We start from the raw sequence: 18,491 nt of genomic DNA, 5'->3' as shown, positions 1-18,491 counted from the left end.
CCCCACGCGGCGCTCGGCTTTTCCTCGGAGTTGCTCGGTTTGTTTCCTCAGGTAGGCCCGCGCTCGCTGGCGGGCGGGAGTTGCCGCTCGAACGGTATGTCGGCGCCGAGTCTCCGGCTCGGATCACTGAGTGGCGATCTTGTGGACGGCGGTGTCGTCAGGGTTGAGCCGGCGCCCGTCCGCAGACAGCACTTCCAGTGGGCGCAGTCGCTGTCCCTGGCGGCGGTCGACCAGCAGTGAGTGCGATTCGCCAGGGGCGAAGAAGTTCTGTTCGCCCCACTGTCGCAGTGCCACGATGACGGGGAAGAGTGCCTTGCCCTTCGGGGTCAGTACATATTCGCGGTAGGCGCTGCCGTCCGAGGCGGGGACGGATTCGAGGACACCGCCAGCGACCAGGGTGCGCAGTCGCGCGGTGAGGATGTTCTTCGCCACGCCGAGGCTGCGCTGGAACTCTCCGAAGCGCCGGCTTCCGTCGAAGGCGTCCCGCACGATCAGCAGTGACCACCAGTCGCCGATCGCGTCCACCGCCCGAGCGACGGGACATTCACTGTCCTCAAAGCGTGTCCTGCTCACCATGGCGTCCCTCACTTTCACGATGGTTGCAACATGCTACCAAGACCGGTACCGTCCCCGATCGGTAGCAAGATGCAACTAGATATGGGGAGTGGTGGACCGATATGCCCGACAGCGCTGAGGCTGTGACACAACAGACCGGGGCTCGAAGCGGGGAAAGTTCCGCGTTCGTCCTGTCCCGTGGCGTCGTCATGCTGTTCGCTGTCGCCTGCGGGGCTGCGGTGGCCAACGTCTACTTCTCCCAGCCGCTCCTGGTCACCATGGGCCATGACCTCGGCATGAGCCCGGCACTTGTGGGCAGCGTGGTCACCCTCACGCAGGTCGGATACGGGCTGGGACTTTTCTTCCTTGTGCCGCTGGGCGACGTGGCCAACCGCAGAGGGCTCATCGTGGCCCAGCTGCTGCTCCTCGGAGTGGCACTGGCCGTAGTAGCCGCCGCCCGCACAGCGGCGCTCCTGCTCGCGGCCATGGCCGCAGTGGGGCTTCTCGCCGTCGTCACGCAGACGCTGGTGGCCTTCGCGGCATCACTGGCCCCGCCCGCCGAGCGCGGACGGGTCGTCGGTCTGGTCACCAGCGGCGTGGTCATCGGAATCCTGCTCGCCCGCACAGTGTCCGGCCTCCTGGCCGACCTCGCGGGCTGGCGCTCGGTCTACCTCGTCTCGGCGTCGCTCACCGCACTGCTCGCCCTGGTCCTGTACCGAGTGCTGCCGCGCCACAGTGACGCTCCGCCGACAGCCCTGCGCTACGGACAGCTCCTGCGTTCCACGATCACCCTGTTCGCAACGGAACGGCTGCTGCGGCTCCGGGCCCTGTTCGGTCTGCTGATCTTCGCCGCCTTCAGCACCCTGTGGAGCAGCATCGCGCTGCCGCTCAGCGACGCCCCGTATTTCCTGCCCCACAGCGCGATCGGGGCACTGGGGCTGATCGGTGTCGTCGGCGCCCTGGCCGCCACCGTGGCGGGCCGACTGAACGACCGCGGACTCTCCCGGCGTACCACCGGCATCGCCCTGGTACTGCTCGCCGCCTCCTGGTTGCCCTTGTACTTCACCCGCAGCTCACTCTGGGCCCTGGTCGTCGGGGTGATCCTTCTCGACCTCGCCGTGCAGGCCGTCCATGTCACCAACCAGACCCTGATCTACGCGCTGCACCCGGACGCCGGCAGCCGGCTGATCGGCGGATACATGGTCTTCTACTCGATAGGCAGCGCCACCGGCGCCATCGCCGCGACCTCCCTCTACACGGTGGCCGGCTGGGACGCCGTATGCGCACTGGGTGCCGCGTTCAGCTGCCTCGGGCTCTCGCTGTGGGCGCTCGCTCGACACAGCACCCCGGACCCCGCCGCCCAGGTCACCCCGCGCAAGGAAGACTGGAAGCCCTCGTGTGAGCGACGCCGTAGGCACCTGTGACGGGTTCCCGGGCACTGAATGAGCAGACAACCCCGGCTCACCGACGGCCCGCCGCTCGCTGGACTTCCCCAGGCGCTTGTCGAACGCCTTCTTCCCGGCCGGGGTGACGGCGGTGGCGTGGTGTTCGCCCTTGCCGACGTCCAGGCCGAGGAAGACGTCGATGTCGCCAGTGTCGATCACGTGCGGGCCACTCCATCACGCTTTCGTCCCCGCCGTGCACGCGGTGAGCGGCCATGAGCAGCGCCATCTGCTCCTGGACGACCTCGACCTGAGTCGCGGCACCAACCCCTACCTGCTCGTGACCATGTGCACTGCCGTCGACGACACCCACCCGGCCGTCAGCCCCCAGGCGATCAACAAATCACTACGCCGGCTGGGCCTGCAGGTCCGCCGCCTGCGGATGGACCGCATTCTTGACAGGCCAAACATACTGCCGACCCCGTCCACCTCATCCGTCTCTTCGGCCTGCCCCTTACACAGCCATGCAGTACGTCCGAGCCGCGCACCCATACGGCGGAGGCCCGAGCCCACTGTGATCTTCCGAAGGCGGACCGTGTGTGGTCCACGTCCGCTCGCCAGATGGACCATCGAGGGATTGGCGCCGTCGACGCGGGTATCGGCTGGCTCGGTCGGACTGGGCTGTCTCCCAAGCTGACCGGACTATGGCGATCTCAGCGCGCGATCTCCTGACGGAGTTGGGTGAGGGCGCGGTGCAGTGTGCTTTTGACCGTTCCGGGGGCCATGCCGAGAGTGGCGGCGGTCTCGAACGTGGTCATCTGCTCGCAGTACCGAAGCACGACGACGCTGCGCTGCTTGGGGGCCAGACGCTTCAGGACTTCCGTCAACAAGGCCCTGTCGGCGTGCTGGTCGCTGGTGTCCTTGACGGACGCCTCGGGTATGTGCGCGGTCGGAACTTCTTCCAGCTTCCGTGCCCGCCACCACTCCGTGCGCGTGTTGATCATGACGCGGCGCAGGTAGGCGTCCGCGAGCCGTTTGTCGGCGATGCGTTCCCACTGGAGGTACGTGCGTAACAACGCGATCTGCAGGAGGTCCTGGGCGTCGAGTGGGTCGCCGACCAGGCGCCGGGCACTGCGCAGCAGAGCGTCGTGCCGGGTACGGACGTACTCCTCGAACTCCAGCACAGTGGTGCGATGCTTGCGGGGATCCATGCGTGGGCTCCTTTCACACGCGGGCATGAGCGGTAAGTACGTACTGTGTGGCGGAGCGACACCGGGTGGGCAGGCGCAGGCCCGCCCGCCCCGGCGTCGGCTCATGCTCGGTTCCGTGCCGGCCGAGTCGTCAGGTCGTGGTGCGGTTGCCGAGAGGGCCGAGTGGATCCGTGCTCTGCCGGGTATCGGTCAGCGGCGCAGGTAGTCCCAGGTGTGGCTGCCGACGACGCCGTCCGCGCCCCGGCAACGTGGTGGTGGCTCTGGAGCCACCTGACCGCCGCGAGAGTGTCGGGGCCGAAGCTGCCGTCGACGGACAGCCATATGGGGTAGTCCGTGTGCTGGTTGATGATGTCCTGGATCGCAGGGGTGGTTGGTGTTGGTGGCGGCCGTCAGCAGCCCGGCACATGGGGGACCTTGGGGGCCGCTCCGCGTACGTAGTGGTTGCTCACCCAGGCCGGGTCGCTGCCATGCAGCAGGGTGACCTTCGTCCACCACTTGCTTCCCGCAACCTTGGTGGTGTGCCGGTTGGTCTGGCGGAACGCCCGCAGGGTCGCATGGGACACCCGTGTGACAACCCGGCAACCGGTGCGCGGGCACTCCCGCAGGGCCACCTGCGTGCCCTTGATGCGGATCTGCCTCACGCTGGCGGCCGAGGTGTTGTCGGACACCGGCACCAGTGTGGAGGGCTGGGCGGCTACATGCTGCGTGCCCTGCGCATCGGCGTGTGCGGGACCGGCCACGGCCAGGCCGCCGGCCGGAGCGAGGGCGGTCGCGGCCAACGCGAAGCTGCTGCGCACAGTAGAGGACATTGCTGTACTCCTTTCACTGGAACCGTACTTCGCGGCGCACTTGGGTCGTTACAGGGGCAGACCGACCCGATCTCGAGGCGGTCCGTGACGGGTTTTGGGCAACGGCCTTCCGCCCGAACAGGGCGGAGGACCGGGCTGCTGGCCGCTCCCCTCGCGCCGGCCAGCAGCCCGGCCCGGAATTGACGGCCCGTGATGAGGGGCCGCCCACCGGAGAGGTGGGTCAGTACGAGCGCCCAGTGGATCCCTTGGCAGCCGGTCGGTACGGCGCGCTCTGTCGTTTCTCGGACCCGTCGTCAAGTCCCATGACCACGTGGTAGCCGGGCCCGTGCCAGTACCAGGCGGTCTGATGGACCTTGTTCCTTCGCAGAACCCCGTGCGACAGAGTTCTGTACTCTCCGTGGCCCTTGTTGCGCCCCAGGTAGTAGGCGCAAATGCCGGCATCCGTCCTCTTGCGGAACGTGGCGACCACGAACCAGTGTCCGGGCGCCGTCTTCCTGGCGTCGAGTTGGGCCGTGCACGGGAGATTGGAGAAGCGGATGTGCCGCACGTCGGAGGAGTACTCGATGACCGTCGGCGATGCGGGCCTTGCCTGAGCGGGTTGTCCTGAAGCCGCGGCGCCCAGCCCGCCGCTCAGGGCCAGGGCGGCCACGGCCAGGGCGATCGGCCTGCTGATGGTGGTGATCGACACCAGGTGCTCCTTCGAACGAGGGGCTACTGCCTTCCGGAACGGCCGCGTGTGAGATGGCGGCCGGTGAACAGCCGGACCTGACGTGCAGATCCGGTGCCGTACGACCTCGACTTTCCCGGCCGCGCCATTGAACGGACAGCCGGGTCCGCCACCCTGATCAATGGCGACGTCGCAGTTCACGGGCAAGGCGCAGCACGCTCAATGAAAAGCGCGCGAGAGCCGTTGACGGCGTGGCGTGGGGAACGCCCTGCCAGGCGACGACTGTGGCAGCCAGGGGCTGTGGAGAAGCTGAAGGTTTCTGAAAGTAAGGCCCGTGCGTCAACTCCCGGACGGTGTCCGGTTCTTCAGGTTGGCCACAGGTGGATTCCCTCATGCTGGAGCCATGCGCGTACTGGTGGTTGAGGACGACCGGCGGATGGCGGAGCTGCTGCGGCGCGGCCTGGCCGGTGAGGGATGGGCGGTCGATGTCGTGCACGACGGACCGTCGGGGCTCGAGCGGGCGGGCGAGAACCCGTACGACGCGATTGTGCTGGACGTGATGCTGCCGGGCCTGAACGGATACGGAGTGTGCGGCCGGCTGCGTGAGGCGGGCATCTGGGCGCCGGTGCTGATGCTGACGGCGATGGACGGGGAGTACGACGAGGCGGAAGGCCTGGATGTCGGTGCGGACGACTACGTGACCAAGCCGTTCTCGTTCGTGACACTCCTGGCCCGGCTGCGCGCGCTGATGCGGCGCGGACAGCCGCAACGCCCCGCCGTGCTGCGCGTCGGGGACCTGGAGGTGGACCCCGCGGCCCGGCACTGCCGTCGCGGCACGGTGCCAGTGGCCCTGACGGTGCGGGAGTTCTCGGTCCTGGAGTACCTGGCGCGGCGCGGCGGTCAGACGGTCACGAAGACGGAGATCCTGGAGCACGTCTGGGACGACCGGTTCGACGGAGACGTCAACGTGGTCGAGGTCTACGTCAGCGCCCTGCGCCGCAAGATCGATACCCCTTTCGGACGGCGGTCCATCCGCACCGTCCGAGGGGTCGGCTACCGGCTCGACGTTGCCCCGGAGGGCGCATGCTGAGGGCTCGTAGGGACGGGCGAGCCGAGCGCGGTCTGCGCCTGGGCAGCGTGCGACTGCGGTTGACACTGGCCGCGACCGCCCTGGCCGCCGTCCTGCTGACGCTGGCCGCTGTCGCCAGCGCCGTCGCCGTGCGCAACTCGTTGGTGGCCTCGGCGATCGAGCAGGTCACCAACGGCACAAGCGCCGAGGTGGCCGAGTCGCCCGTGTGCGAAACCGGTCCCGACAACACGTCCTGCATCGAACCGCCTCCCGACTCGTCCCCTGACCAGCGTGACACGCGCCCCCTGGTCCGAGGCGAACACCTGTCCCTGTGGCCATGGACCGACCCGCACGACGCCACGTTCGTCGCATCGCAACAGGCCGACGGGACGTTCCCGCCGGACGTCTGGGCGGACCAACAACGCCTGAACACCACCGTGTGGTGGCTCGCCGGCGGCACGCTGGTGCTCACCCTGATGACTGCCGGCGGGACATGGTTGGTCGTCAGCCGGGCCCTGAAACCGTTGGACGGAATACGCAAACAGTTCGCCGCACTGAGCCTGAGCAGCCTCGACCAGCGCATACCGACGGCGCGCGGCGGCCGGGAGTTCACGCAACTGGTGGCGACGATGAACAACGCCCTGGACCGGCTCGATGAAGCGGCCGCCCGGCAACGGCAATTCACCTCCGACGTCGCCCACGAACTGCGCACCCCGCTCGCCTGTCTGCGCGCCGAACTCGAACTCGCGCTCGCCCCGTCCGGGAACGCCCACTGGCCCGACGCCGCCCGTGACGCTCTGCACGACACTCTTCATGTCCAGGACATCACCACGAACCTGCTGCTCCTGGCCCGCCTCGACACCCAGGCCCCACACTCGAAGACCCTCCTGACCAAGCAAGTCGACCTGCCCGACCTGATCCGCGACGCGGTCGCCCGCCGTGACGTACCCGATCACCTGAGCCTGGTCGTCACCGCACCCGACGAACCCGTGGCCGTGACCGGCCACCCGGGCCTGCTCGCCCGCGTCCTGGCCAACCTTCTCGGCAACGCCGCACGCCACGCGGCCACCACCATCGCCGTCACGCTCACCCTGGACCACGAACGCCGACAAGCCGTACTCGACGTGGCCAACGACGGCCCGCCCATCCCGCCCGAACACCGGGAGACCGTCTTCGAACGCTTCAGTCGGCTCGACGACGCCCGCACACGGGACGCCGGGGGCACCGGCCTCGGCCTGGCCATCGCCCGCCGCATCACCACACTCCACCACGGCACCCTCACCCTCGCCCCCAGCCACGAAGACCAACCAGGCGCCCGGTTCACCGTACGGCTGCCCGTCGCCCACGAGGACGTCCTGCCGCTGGTCACCGAACTCCTGCACGCTTGGGACCAGCCCGACGACATCCCCGCGCTCTTCACCCACAACGCCGCTCACCAGCCCCTCGAAGACGTCGTGCCCGACCTGGCACGCGCCCTCATCACAGCCGGACGTGACCACCACCTCCACGCACTGCTCCGCCACGTCGCCCGGCAGGCACCCGCCTGGGAAGTCACCGGCCTCGCCGACATTCTCCGCGACGAAGGCATGCCCGCAGCCGCCGACGAACTGCTCGCCGCCCGCACCGCACGTGTGCGTTGAACGGGCATGACCATGGGCTGACTTCGCGTCCTCGGGGCCTGGCAGCAAGCGGCTTCGGTCAGGGCCCGGGCGTCGCGCTTCCAGTACGGGAGCACACAGTGAAGCCGAGGACGGCCATGTCCGCCTCGATCATCTGCACCAGGGGCGTGATGCCTTCGAGCAGGCGGCGCAGTTGCTCGGGGGTTCGGCGTCCGGCTCGGCCATCCGCGTCAGATGGCGCTGGTCAGTTGGCGAGTACGGGGCTCGACAGTTTGCCAGTCAGCGCTGGCGATTAGTCACCGATGGTGACGGTGGTCCGCCCCGCTGCGAGGGCAACCGCTAGCTGCGAGTGTCACTTTGTAGACGGCCATCACCTGACCGCATTCTGAAACACACTGCCGGGTTGCCGAGATGAGCGAGTCCCCGTGTCCGGGAGATGACCACACCGCGCGTGCTGTTCAGCGGCCTGGATCGTTGGGCGGATCATGCAGATCAAATGGGTGACGCGGCTGCTGAGCGGCGTCGGTTGTCATCAGCGCCCTGGCACGGGATCCAGCCATCGCGCATCCTGGCCCGTCGCCAAGAAGCCGACATGCTGCCCGGCTGGGGGTGGTGTGTCGTGACGTCGAGTGTGATCGATACGCAGGCGATCGATCTGCGCGCGGTGCAACGCCAGGTTGATGCGGTGCTTGAGGACTTTCTCGTCGGCAAGGCCGGTGCAGCGGCGGAGCGGGGGCACCCGCCGGAGGTGGCCCAGACCGTACGCGACTTCCTGGCCGCCGGCGGGAAACGAATCCGAGCACTTCTGTGTGTGGTGGGCTGGCACGCCGCCGGCGGCCATGGAGATGCGACGTCGGCGGTGCGGGTGGCGGCGTCGCTGGAGCTGTTCGTGGCCTTCGCTCTCATCCACGATGACATCATGGACGACTCGCCCAGCCGCCGCGGCCGACCGGCGGTCCACCGCGTGATGCGCACCCGGCTGGGGGCCGACGAGCGGGCTGAACGGCTGGGTGCGGGCGGCGCGCTGTTGGTGGGCAACCTCGCGCTGACGTGGTCACAGGAACTGCTGCACGCCGGCCGGCTGGAGCCCGGAGGGCAGCGGCTGGTCCATGCGCTGTATGACGCGATGCTGGAGGAGGTGATGTACGGCCAGTACGTGGACGTCATGGGCACCGGCCGGGGCGCCGACGATGTCGAGGCAGCCATGCGGATCATCCGCTACAAGACCGCCACTGCGACCATCGAACGGCCGCTTCAGCTGGGGGCTGCCGTGGCCGGGGCCGATGAGGCCGTGATGGATGCGTTCACCAGGCTGGGGCTGCCGCTGGGGGAGGCATTCCAGTTGCGGGATGACCTGCTGGACGTTTTCGGCAGCCCGGACGGCGCATGCGCTCCGAGCCTGAGCGACCTGCGGGAGGGCAAGCGGACCGTTTTGCTGGCCCTGGGCCTGCAGCGTGCTGATCCGGTCCAGCGGGAGCTGCTTGGCCGCCTGGTGGGCCGAGGCGACCTGGAGGAGCGTGATGCGGCAAGGATCCGGGACGTGCTGCAGGCGACGGGGGCGCGGGAGGAGACCGAGCGGATGATCAGGTCCCGCTACGAGCAGGTCCTACGGGTCCTGGACGGAGCCGGCTTCCCGCCGGCCGCGGATCGTGCTCTGCGTGGCCTTGCGGTCAAGGCCACCCAGTACACCTCCTGACTCTTCCGCGACGGCAGGCCCGGGGCACCAACCCGGACCGTCGCACGTCTACAGCAGTGTCCCCCGACAGACCCCGATCAGGGAGAACGCGTCATGACCCAGCAGGTCCTCAGGCGTGCCGCCGGATACGAGCGCCGGTTCAACACGCTCTTCGAGGAGTACTTCGACCGGGTGAGCGCCGGACTCGATGCGCCGTCCTTCAGCCGGTTCACTCCGGACTGCCTGCGATTGCTGAGAGAGTTGTCCTTGCGGGGCGGGAAGAGGATGCGGGTCGTTCTGCTGCACGAGGCGGCGCGTCTGGTGACGGACGAGCCGGTCGAAGGACTGGACGCCGCCGCACTGAGCATCGAGCTGCTGCAGACCCACGGTCTGGTGCACGACGACCTCATCGACGACAGCTCCATCCGCCGTGGCGGCCCGTCCACCTACTACGCCTACCGCGAGCGGTTCCCCGATCACCCGCAGACGGCCCTGGGACTGACCGTGCTCGCAGGGGACCTCGCCCTCGCCCTGGCGCTGCAGGTGCTGCTGGAGGCGACGGTACCCATGGCGGTGCGGCAGGCCATGGTCGAGGTGCAGACCCGGACGGCAGCCGACACGTTCCTGGGCCAGATCATGGACCTGGAACGCGACTTCGCTGCCGCACCGGACGAGGAGATCCTGCACTGCGTGGCCGACTACAAGTCCGCCCGCTACTCGATCCTCGCGCCCCTGCAGCTCGGCCTCCTGGCCGCGGGCGAGGAGCCGGCCCTCTTCGAGAAGGAGTTGCGCGACTATGCGCGGCTGGTGGGAATCTGCGGGCAGATGCGCGACGACTACCTGGACCTGTTCGGGGACGCGACCGCCATGGGCAAGCCGAGCGGCACCGACCTGCGTGACGGCAAGCACAGCTACACCGTCCGTGCCCTGCTGGCGGCCGTCAACGATGCCGAGCGCCGCGTACTGCAGGCCGCGCTCAGCGACCCGTCCTGTCCACCGGAGGCCGTCGCGATGGTCCGGGAGATTGGGGAGCGCCGGGGCGTGACGGGCAGGATGCAGGCGGACATGCACCGCTATGCCCGGGAGGCGTCCGCAGTTGCCGCCGGCTGGCGGTCACGGTGGCGAGAGGAGGCGGTCACCTTCTTCGAGCAGCTGCCACTGTGGAGCGTCGAGCGAGCCGTGTGAGCAGTGCGCGCAGGACAGGCGTGACGGGTCCCGACGGTGTGGTCCGTGCGAGTGCGGGCGTCGAAGCCCGCGCTCGGCGGCACCTGGGCAGTCAGATCTGCCAGAACCTGGCGCCGGCGTCCGGGACGGCTCTCGACACCGGGACAGCGGCGTCGATGTGGAAGCACACTCGCCCAGGAGTGAGGGACCGGGCTGGGCTCATCCGGTACGTGCTCACGCAGGCCGACGAGAGCGAGGACTGAGCCCATCACCCCAGGAACATGTTGACACAAGTGCCGACCGTCGCACCGACCAGTGCCCCGACGGCCACCTGGCCCACCGTGTGGCAGCCCAACCGGACGCGGGACCAACCGATCAAAACAACCAGCGGCGTCAACACGAGCATCCAGGGCCCGAAAACCGTCACCAGGATCGCCAGAGCACCGGAAGCCACCGCGGAGTGCACCGACACCTTCCAGAAGAACGTGATCACCAGCAAGGCGAGCAGAACGGCGACCATCGCCGCCACCAAAGCCACCACCGCCGTGGAAGCATCCAGCGCGTACAGCAGGGCGGTGCCGGTGAGAACCGTGGCCATCACCCCGGGAGCGGCCACGATGCGGTCCTGCCGCCGCCGCACATGCCGGTCGCCCCAGTACCGGCGGCGCTCACCGAAACGAAGGATCAGCGTGGGCACCACCGCGGTGAACACCGCCGCCACCACGCCCCAGCCAAGCCCCGGCCACTTGCTGGCGTGCCAGCCCACCAGCGGGGGCAGGCCCAGCATCCAGTTCCGCGGTTCGCCGCCGTCACTGAGCAGCCACGCCCAGCGCGCCTCACCGCGCGGCACCAGCTCCTCGGCCTGGTCGGGAGCACCGACAGGAGACAGGGCTGATACGTCAGGTGAAGCCGTCGAAGCCCGGTTGCATTGCGCCACCTAGGTAAGTCCCGCCCTCCCCATGACGTTGCCGCCGTGCGCGGCGTCCATCAACCAAACGACGCACTCACCAGGCCGGTCACGGCACCGAAGCAGCCCGCTCGACACCCGTCGATGCTGCCCTGGCCGCCGTACACGACTGGTGGCTGCGGGTCCGGATGGCGAACGCGGCCATACCCAGGGCCGCCATACCCACCGCCCAGCCTCCGCCCAGCAGCAGGCAGACAGCCGGCACCATGTCCAGACCGGCCGCGGCCACCGAGGTCTGCACCGCTGCGTAGGCCAGCCCCGCTTGGGGAGCGACTACGGACGTGACTGTTCCATCAACCTGCGGCGCCTCCTGCCGTCCGTTGTTCGGCGTCAGCAAGCACCCCGGCAGTTCGCTCCTTGCTCACCATTCTCAGGCGCGCATACGGGAAGTCCGGTCCCATGTCGGTTCCCAGCCCGGTGCGTTCCGGGACAGATGCAGCAACGAGTGAATGCCGCGCCGCACGGCCACCTTATGAGCCGGCCGTCTGACGGAACTGAGCGCTTCCAACTGGTCAACGATGCGCTGCAGCAGATCGGCATACGCGCCTGCGCGACCGGGCCCCCACCTGAGGATCAGGCGAACCTGCTCATCCGTGAATCCACCGGCCCTCAACGCACTGACCCCCTCGTCCGTCGGCCCAGGCCAGCCCTCCCCAGCAACCAGAACAGGCGCCTCTTCAGCCTCGATACTCCCACTCAGGTACCGGATTTGATCACGCACAGTGTCGTCTCTCATGCGCCGCATCATGCCGCCCGCCGACGAGAGCCTGCCCGCCCAACCGCACCGGCAGCGGGCCCACCGCAAAAGACGCGGCGGCAGGGGCGGACGGCCCGCCGGCTTCGACAAACGCACCTACGTCTTCCACGGGACCGTCACTCTCGCCTCGATCCGGCTCTGGCTCCGCCGGTGATCACCCGGACAGGCCCTTAGGCCTGCCCGGCGAGGGGATGCCTTCGCGTCTCGGCGCGGCGGAACTTACGGTTTGTGGGTTACCCAGAGCAGTTCCGCCGGCCAGCGGTGTGCCCAGTCAGGTGGGTCGGTTTCGTTGTAGCCGTTGGGTGTTCCGAGTTCGGGCCGCGGCTCGATGAGGTCGTCGATGATGAGACCCGCGCCGCGCAGGACCTTGACCCAGTCGCCGTAGGTGAGCTGATAGCTGGTCGCGCCGTCGTCTTCGGCGATGGTGTTCAGCCCGAAGTAGTCCTGCTGCAGCGTCGTGGTCACGCGGCTGGCGGCTTCGTCGTAGCAAGCTTCGAACCATGGGCTGGCGACGTTGAACACCAGGCGCCCGCCTCGGCACAAGACGCGTGCGGCCTGCGGGACGGCCAGGTGCGGGGGCGCCCAGCTGAGCCCACCGAAGTCGCAGAACACCAGGTCGAAGCTGTCGGCGGCGAAGGGGAGCTGTTCGGCGGCGCCTTGCACTAGCGGGTAGCGGGCCGCTCCCATCGCGCGGGCCGCCGCGGCGAGTTGGGCTTCGGACAGGTCGAGCCCGACCACGGTGGCACCCTCGGCGGCGAGCGCCCTGGACCACTGACCGGCGCCGCAGCCGAGTTCGAGGACGCGCTTGCCGGTGACGTCGCCCAGGGCGTGCAGGTGCGCGTCGGGGATGGAGTACATGCCCCACAGCCGAGGCGCGGCGCCAATTTGCGGGTCGTGCTCGTGCTGGTAGGCGCTGCTGATCTGGTTCCAGAACCGCCGGTTGGCGGGGATGCTGTCCACGTGCCGACTCCAGCACTGCCTGCCGGGGCGGTCAACACCCTTAGGGCAGTGGCCGGCCCTCGCCCCGGTCCGGCCCTGACTCGGCCCGTGATCCGCCGGACGAGCCCAAGTGCTCCCCGCGCCCGCGGGGATGGTCCCCCGTCGAGCCGGCCACCTGGCCCGCTGACCACGTGACTGGCATCCCTCCCTCGCATGTCGTCGCATCCGTTGGTAACTCGTTGCTGTCTCGCCGCGAGGGCTGCCGAGGCGCAGTGTCGGTGGATTGTCGTACCGGGGCGATAACTTGCCGTTGTGGCGGACATCTACGAACTTTCCATGGCTCTGAACCTGAGCGAGGCTCTCTCGGATGAGGAGCTTGCTGAGCTTCGATGGCATCTTGGGTTGGGCCCCAAGCCGAAGAATCTCTGCATCGTGCCCGTTTTCCCGGTCGTGGAGGAGGACGGTCACGGCGAGCCCGTCATGGTGGACGACCCGGTGCCTCTGTTGGGTCAGCACGCTGAGGCGTGGAAGATCGGCGGAGTACTCGTCTCGGTGCTGCAACGCTCTGAAGAGGGCCACGCATGGGTCCTGACGGTTCGGCAGGAGATTCACCCCGACGAATTCGACCGCACTGGTGAACTGCTCAGCTGGCTGGCCACGAAAGTGGATGACCGGTACCGCGCTTCCATCGGCACGGTCCGCCTGGGCTGGACCAGGTTCTGCGAGTCGGACCAGTTCGAGCCCTTGGTGGTCCGAGACGGCGAGGTCGTATGGCCCTAGACTCCTCTGGAGCTCAGCAATTGTGCTCCTCACGCCAAAGCCGCCTCGAGCTGGCATCGCAGCCGAAGTAACCGACGAGCACCATGAATCGGTCGCTGGTGCAGAGGCCGTGGGCTACGCCTCAGCGAGACGGAGGGGCTTGGTCCGTGATGCCGAATTCGGTGAAAGTAATGAGAAGCGAGCTGACGGCGCGGTATGAATGCAGGTCAGCAAGTGCGCTCCCCTCGTGTGCGGGGATGGTCCCCCGATGCGGAGGGGCCGGAGCTCGCCCGGCTGCTGGCCGGAGCGGGCAGGCCGCCCACCCCCTGTTCGACCTGCCTGTCAACGAGCCGAGCCCCGCTCCCTACCGTTCGGCACGTCGCCGGCGGCCAGCAGGACGCGGGCGGTGTCGGTCGCCGTGCGGGCCCCCTGCGCTCCGGCGTGGGCAGCACGGCCGATTCTCGGACCGCGGCGTACGCCAGGGCGCGGTCGACGTCGCCGAGCTCGCGGTGGATCCCGACCCGGTACAGCACGCACTGAGCCGGCGACAACTCCCCGCCCGGCAGTACCCGCCCGCGGTCGAGGCGGGCCGCGGTCTGTTACCTGCAAGACATCTCAGGTCGCGTGCGCGTCAAGCGATCGGCGATCCTGTGGCCCATCTGTTGGGGACCGGTCCTGCACCGTGCTTGCGGAGGAAAGGACGGTGGGCCGATATTCAGCAGCTTGGGCGTCGATGGGCTGGCATCATTCAGGCCGTGGGTTCCCGGCATGTGCGTTTCGAGCGGTTCAGAGATCATGGCGGCAGGTTGTGGCGTTACGGCGGCCGGGTCCTGGTGCGATGCCCCCGGTGTGCGGGTTGCGCGACGGTGACCCGTCCGATGGTCGACGGGAACAGGCCTCCGCCGCGTACATTGCCATGCGTCCAGGGCGACTCCGCTGTCGTCGTCCAACAAGGTGACGCGGGCTGCGAGCATGGCGCCCGCGTACTGGTCGACGCTGTCGCGGAGCTTGTCACGCGCGACGTCCTCACGCCCCCACCAGCCGTGCTGCACCGACCGCCCGACGGTGGCCAGCAGCAGGTAGTAGCGGCCCGGGCTGGGCATGCGAGGCGGATCACTCTCGCCCGGCCCGGCGTACGGACGATCGCCTGCTTCGTCTCCAGCTCGACCAGCTGGTAGTGCACGCTGGCCCGGCTGCGCATACCGACCGTGTCACCGATCTCCTGCACTGCCGGTACCTCGCCGCGGTCGGCGATCGCCTGCCGGATGGGCAAGGCGAAGCACGCCAGCGCAGCGCGGAGGAACACCCAAGTGCACGACGATTCCCCGCTGACCCGTCTCGACACGCTGCGGTTCGCCCGCCGCGTCGTCGAGCAGCAGACCGCGCGACAGCTGGACCAGATCGACCAGTGGATCGCGGATGAGGAACGGCGCGAGCACGAGCGGCAGCAGGGCGAGCAGCACCGGCCGCCGGCACCCGACTGGCTGCTGGAGGTCGGCCTCAACCGTGAGACGGCGGCCGTATACGTCCACGCCGACGGCTGCTGGAACGCCGGAGGGCGCAGCAAAGGTGTCGAACGATCTACCGCAGTGAGGGCGCGGCCGAGGGCGTCGCGGCCTGCCCGCACTGCCGACCGGACGCCGAGTTGGGCGTCCTCAGCTAGAGGGTGTCCGGTGGGGCGGTTGCTCAACTGGCTTTGTGCAGGATGAATCGAGATCGTCACCGGTTCGATGGAACCGGGCGCCTGAATCGTTTGTACGGGACAGAGCCGGAGATCTTCTTCCCTGCGGCCGGCGCTGCTCGGGCAGTCCTGCCGACTGGCACCGCCGGTTCGAGACCACCATCCCTGGGAGGGAACATGCGTATCCGTACCACCGTCGCTGCCTGCACCCTGGCTGCGGCAGCCATCCTCGGAGGCTCCGCGGCCGCCTTCGCCGACTCCGGCGCCGAAGGCGCAGCGGTGGGCTCGCCCGGCGTCGTCTCCGGCAACGTGATCCAGGCGCCGATCCATGTGCCGATCAACGCGTGCGGCAACAGCATCGACATCGTAGGCCTGCTGAACCCGACGTTCGGCAACGTCTGCGTCAACGACTGACGCGAATCCGCCCGGAATAGCCTCGCGGCGGGCGCTCCCGGCTGGGACCGCCCGCCGGATCACGCGTGACATAAGCCGGACAAATGGGCGGCCAAGCCGGACCGTCGTCCGGCTCGGCAGTGCTCGGGCGTGTCCGGTGGGCAAGGAACCGTCCACCGGACACGCCTTCAGGCGCTACGCGGCGGGCAGTCCCGCCGTCTTCTTCGCGGTCGCCTTTTTCGCCGCGGCCTTCTTGGCGGGCTGCTTCTTCGCCGCTGGCTTCTTCTTCGGCTTCGGCAGTTCGTGCACCTCGGCCGGCCCGGTGTCCTCGCCGCGGGCGGCCTTGACCTTCGGCACGGACTCCTGCAGTGCGGCCATGAGGGCGAGCACCTGAGCCGGCTGTTCGGTCTCCGGCGTCTCGGGGAGTGGCTTCTGCTCGCGTCTCGCCCCGATGATCTGGGCGCTCGCCTCGGTGTAGCGGCCTGTGAAATCCGGGCCCTCCAGCTTGTCGACGGTCACGGTGTCCATGAGGGCGAGCGCGCCCTCGATCTCCTCGTCGGACACTTCAACCGGAGGAGGGAGCAGTTCGGTGGGGTCGCGGATCTCGTCCGGCCAGCGCATGGCGTGAAGGACCAGGACGTCGTCACGGACGCGGAGCAGGCCCAGTCTCTTCCTGCCGCTCCAGGCGTACTTCGCGACGGCCACCTTGGCCGTGCGGCCGAGGGCCTGAACAAGTAGTTTGTAGGGCTTGGCCGCGACCTGGCTGGACGGTTGAACGTAGTAGCCCTCAGCGATCTTCAGTGGGTCGATGGACTCCAGTGGCACGAACGCGTCGATCTCGATCGCCTTCGCGGTCGGCAGCGGGAGGTTACCCAGGCCCTCGTCCGTGACCGGGATGACCTGCGTCTTCGAGGTGGTACTGGTGGAAGCCGATGCTGTGGTCCGCGGTCGCGCCAACCACGGAGTCTGCGGGGCAGGTGCATGACTCACCTACCCTGCGGCGCGTCCGATAAGCCCGATCCCTCCCAACCGCCGCAAGAGCGTCTCTTTCACGCCAGTGGGCCCGGCCGTGTCGGCCGGGCCCACTCATTACCCGCGCGTGGCACGCTCCTCGCGCCGGGTGTCTTTCGTCTACCAGCGGTACCAGCGGCCCTTGCGGCCTCCACTGTCCGCGGAGCGGACGACGAAACCGAGCAGCCACACGATGAGCACGATCACCGCGATCCACCACAGCGCCTTCAGCGCGAAGCCCGCGCCGAAGAGGATCAGGGCCAGCAGAAGAACCAGAAGCAGGGGAACCATCGTTATCAACCTCCTGGCCACCGGATGCCCTTACTTCAGCCCTACAAGCCCACAAAACACGAGTTACTTCCAAGGAATGAGGGGCATATACGCCCCACACGTCGTGGACGGTTCCCCCTTTCTCGCACCTCACGCACCGCAAAGGCCGATGGAAGGCGCCCGCTCCGGGCTGGAACCGATGTTCACAAGAACAGACAGCTGCCCCGACTCACGTGATCCGTCTCTTTCTCACGGCGTCTCCTCGGGTTCGCCGCTGGCGTCACCCGGTTGTGTCCGCACGAGCCGACGGGACGCGAGAAGCCTCATCGTCTTCGTCGGTGCGGACATCCAACCTGCCCCTGGTCCACGTCAACGCGCTGCTGATGCGGCAGGTCCTCGCCGTTCCGAAGTGGGCCGACCGTTCTGGACCCACGCGAACCCCTACGGCGGGTTCGAGCTGGACATGACCAGCCGTCCCGACCTGGACCTGACCGTCCGGGTACCAGCAGTGCCCCCAGCACGCATCCCTGACGGTGAGCTGGCCGCCGCATCGAAAATGGTGGCTCGATCCAGTGAGCCGGGAGAATGGACCTCATGAACGCATTACCCACGCTGTCTGCCGTTGAGATCACCACTGATCGTCTTCGGCTGCGGAAAGCGCCCGACGCTGACATCGACGGCCTCATCGAGCTCCAGACCGATCCACAGGTCCGTGCCCACCTCGGCGGTCCGCGGCCCCGTAGCGTCGTCGAGCAGTACTTCGAAGCTAACGGCATCAGCGCGATTGCAGGCAAGCCCGGTACCTACGTCATCGCCGACAAGGAGACCGACCGGTTTATCGGGACACTCGTACTCGACCGCCGAGCCACCGACCTTCCCGGGCACGTCGCCAAGGAAGGCGGGGAGCTGGAGCTGAGCTACCTGCTCCCACGGGGAAGTTGGGGTGCTGGGCTGGCATTCGAGGCCGCCACGGCTCTGTTGCGTGCCGCTGCCGGTGAGCTGCCCGCTCAGCCGGTCCTGGTGGTGACCCAGACGGCCAACGAGCGTTCCCTCAAGCTCGCCGACCGTCTCGGCTTCCAGCGCATGGGCACCTTCGAGGCGCACGACGCGAAGCAAACCCTCGCTGTAGCCGACCTCCACTCGTTCAAGGCCCGGTCTCCTCTCTCTGACCCACGCTGAAAGTAGGGCAGCCGTTACGTCCTGCGACGCACGCAGGGTCGCGTTCGGCGACGTGCCGGGCGGCCGCGTCGACGCCGGGACGGGCGTACCACTCCAGGGAGCGGATCGAGAAGTGCAGGGTCATGCACTGGACACCCCCGCGGCTGCTGCACCGGGGATCGACCGCTCCATCGCGCGCTGACGGCGGTCAGGCGATCGTGGTCGGGCCGAGCCGCTGGGCGGTCCAGGTGGTCGTCTTTGGGCCCATATCGCGAGGAAGGCCACGCAGAGACCTCACCGAACGCATCGGCGCCACCTTCGTCTACGCCGGCATCGACGTCACCACCACACCCCTGTTCACCGGAGTACGCGGCGCCCAGCTCGGCCGGACGCGCCTCCCTCATC

General features: G+C 68.4%; 20 protein-coding genes and 1 pseudogene. 10 read left to right on the top strand and 11 right to left on the bottom strand.

The genetic code is table 11. The annotated features are described in order from the left end of the window. Positions 1-123: 123 nt before the first annotated feature. Positions 124-576, bottom strand: a complete 453-nt coding sequence (locus ACWC94_RS35225) for a winged helix-turn-helix transcriptional regulator (protein ID WP_450801369.1) — start codon at positions 574-576, stop codon at positions 124-126. A 101-nt stretch (positions 577-677) separates the two neighbouring features. Between ACWC94_RS35225 and ACWC94_RS35220 the strand changes: the two genes are divergently transcribed. Next, the gene (locus ACWC94_RS35220) at positions 678-1,979 is read left to right on the top strand and encodes an MFS transporter (protein ID WP_450801347.1); all 1,302 of its coding nucleotides are present in this window, start codon (positions 678-680) and stop codon (positions 1,977-1,979) included. A gap of 671 nt (positions 1,980-2,650) precedes the next feature. On the opposite strand, the gene ACWC94_RS35215 is transcribed toward ACWC94_RS35220, so the two are convergent. The 3 genes from ACWC94_RS35215 to ACWC94_RS35205 form a co-directional block, all read right to left on the bottom strand. Beyond that, positions 2,651-3,148, bottom strand: coding sequence for a SigE family RNA polymerase sigma factor (locus tag ACWC94_RS35215; RefSeq protein WP_450801346.1), 498 nt, complete (start codon positions 3,146-3,148; stop codon positions 2,651-2,653). Positions 3,149-3,537: 389 nt separating this feature from the next. Continuing rightward, positions 3,538-3,957 carry a hypothetical protein gene (locus tag ACWC94_RS35210; protein ID WP_450801345.1) on the bottom strand — a complete coding sequence of 140 codons (420 nt, stop codon included), beginning with the start codon at positions 3,955-3,957 and terminating at the stop codon, positions 3,538-3,540. 220 nt (positions 3,958-4,177) lie between these two features. Continuing rightward, positions 4,178-4,645 carry a hypothetical protein gene (locus ACWC94_RS35205; protein ID WP_450801344.1) on the bottom strand — a complete coding sequence of 156 codons (468 nt, stop codon included), beginning with the start codon at positions 4,643-4,645 and terminating at the stop codon, positions 4,178-4,180. A gap of 382 nt (positions 4,646-5,027) precedes the next feature. On the opposite strand from ACWC94_RS35205, the gene ACWC94_RS35200 reads away from it, so the two are divergent. From ACWC94_RS35200 to ACWC94_RS35185, 4 genes are all read left to right on the top strand, one after another. Continuing rightward, positions 5,028-5,714 carry a response regulator transcription factor gene (locus tag ACWC94_RS35200; RefSeq protein ID WP_450801343.1) on the top strand — a complete coding sequence of 229 codons (687 nt, stop codon included), beginning with the start codon at positions 5,028-5,030 and terminating at the stop codon, positions 5,712-5,714. After that, positions 5,708-7,333, top strand: coding sequence for a sensor histidine kinase (locus tag ACWC94_RS35195; protein WP_450801342.1), 1,626 nt, complete (start codon positions 5,708-5,710; stop codon positions 7,331-7,333). The genes ACWC94_RS35200 and ACWC94_RS35195 overlap by 7 nt, the downstream gene beginning before the upstream one ends. A gap of 415 nt (positions 7,334-7,748) precedes the next feature. Continuing rightward, a complete protein-coding gene (locus ACWC94_RS35190; RefSeq protein WP_450801341.1) occupies positions 7,749-9,008 on the top strand; it encodes a polyprenyl synthetase family protein in 1,260 nt (419 codons plus the stop codon). A gap of 93 nt (positions 9,009-9,101) precedes the next feature. Next, positions 9,102-10,172 carry a polyprenyl synthetase family protein gene (locus ACWC94_RS35185; RefSeq protein WP_450801340.1) on the top strand — a complete coding sequence of 357 codons (1,071 nt, stop codon included), beginning with the start codon at positions 9,102-9,104 and terminating at the stop codon, positions 10,170-10,172. 247 nt (positions 10,173-10,419) lie between these two features. Here the strand turns inward: ACWC94_RS35185 and ACWC94_RS35180 are convergent, their stop codons facing one another. Then, positions 10,420-11,001, bottom strand: a complete 582-nt coding sequence (locus ACWC94_RS35180) for a hypothetical protein (RefSeq protein WP_450801339.1) — start codon at positions 10,999-11,001, stop codon at positions 10,420-10,422. Positions 11,002-11,167: 166 nt separating this feature from the next. Beyond that, positions 11,168-11,359: a hypothetical protein gene (locus tag ACWC94_RS35175; protein WP_450801338.1), complete on the bottom strand. Its 192-nt coding sequence runs from the start codon at positions 11,357-11,359 to the stop codon at positions 11,168-11,170. A gap of 535 nt (positions 11,360-11,894) precedes the next feature. On the opposite strand from ACWC94_RS35175, the pseudogene ACWC94_RS35170 reads away from it, so the two are divergent. Then, a pseudogene (locus tag ACWC94_RS35170) lies at positions 11,895-12,029 on the top strand (IS5/IS1182 family transposase); the annotation flags it as partial. A 65-nt stretch (positions 12,030-12,094) separates the two neighbouring features. On the opposite strand, the gene ACWC94_RS35165 reads toward ACWC94_RS35170, so the two are convergent. Continuing rightward, positions 12,095-12,835 (bottom strand): class I SAM-dependent methyltransferase, encoded by a 741-nt coding sequence (locus ACWC94_RS35165; RefSeq protein ID WP_450801337.1) that lies wholly within the window; start codon positions 12,833-12,835, stop codon positions 12,095-12,097. A 291-nt stretch (positions 12,836-13,126) separates the two neighbouring features. On the opposite strand from ACWC94_RS35165, the gene ACWC94_RS35160 reads away from it, so the two are divergent. After that, positions 13,127-13,594 carry a hypothetical protein gene (locus ACWC94_RS35160; protein ID WP_450801336.1) on the top strand — a complete coding sequence of 156 codons (468 nt, stop codon included), beginning with the start codon at positions 13,127-13,129 and terminating at the stop codon, positions 13,592-13,594. A gap of 793 nt (positions 13,595-14,387) precedes the next feature. On the opposite strand, the gene ACWC94_RS35155 is transcribed toward ACWC94_RS35160, so the two are convergent. Then, complete coding sequence (locus ACWC94_RS35155) at positions 14,388-14,801, bottom strand: LexA family protein (RefSeq protein ID WP_450801368.1); 414 nt, start codon at positions 14,799-14,801, stop codon at positions 14,388-14,390. Next, the gene (locus tag ACWC94_RS35150; protein WP_450801373.1) at positions 14,785-15,036 is read right to left on the bottom strand and encodes a hypothetical protein; all 252 of its coding nucleotides are present in this window, start codon (positions 15,034-15,036) and stop codon (positions 14,785-14,787) included. Before ACWC94_RS35150 ends, ACWC94_RS35155 begins: the two co-directional genes overlap by 17 nt. Between ACWC94_RS35150 and ACWC94_RS35145 the strand changes: the two genes are divergently transcribed. Then, positions 14,920-15,282, top strand: coding sequence for a DUF6233 domain-containing protein (locus ACWC94_RS35145; protein ID WP_450801367.1), 363 nt, complete (start codon positions 14,920-14,922; stop codon positions 15,280-15,282). The two genes, ACWC94_RS35150 and ACWC94_RS35145, sit on opposite strands and share 117 nt — an antisense overlap. A gap of 149 nt (positions 15,283-15,431) precedes the next feature. Next, complete coding sequence (locus ACWC94_RS35140) at positions 15,432-15,668, top strand: chaplin (protein ID WP_450801335.1); 237 nt, start codon at positions 15,432-15,434, stop codon at positions 15,666-15,668. 174 nt (positions 15,669-15,842) lie between these two features. On the opposite strand, the gene ku is transcribed toward ACWC94_RS35140, so the two are convergent. Both ku and ACWC94_RS35130 read right to left on the bottom strand, forming a co-directional pair. Further along, positions 15,843-16,604, bottom strand: coding sequence for a non-homologous end joining protein Ku (gene ku / locus ACWC94_RS35135; RefSeq protein ID WP_450801334.1), 762 nt, complete (start codon positions 16,602-16,604; stop codon positions 15,843-15,845). Between the two features lie 174 nt (positions 16,605-16,778). Continuing rightward, positions 16,779-16,949 (bottom strand): hypothetical protein, encoded by a 171-nt coding sequence (locus tag ACWC94_RS35130; RefSeq protein ID WP_037661814.1) that lies wholly within the window; start codon positions 16,947-16,949, stop codon positions 16,779-16,781. Positions 16,950-17,522: 573 nt separating this feature from the next. Here ACWC94_RS35130 and ACWC94_RS35125 point away from each other — a divergent pair. After that, on the top strand, positions 17,523-18,107 hold the full coding sequence (locus tag ACWC94_RS35125; RefSeq protein WP_450801333.1) for a GNAT family N-acetyltransferase: 585 nt from the start codon (positions 17,523-17,525) through the stop codon (positions 18,105-18,107). The last annotated feature ends 384 nt before the right edge of the window (positions 18,108-18,491 follow it).

The sequence above is a fragment of the Streptomyces sp. NPDC001135 genome, assembly GCF_053598395.1.
This window is presented reverse-complemented; position numbering and strand designations above follow the sequence as displayed.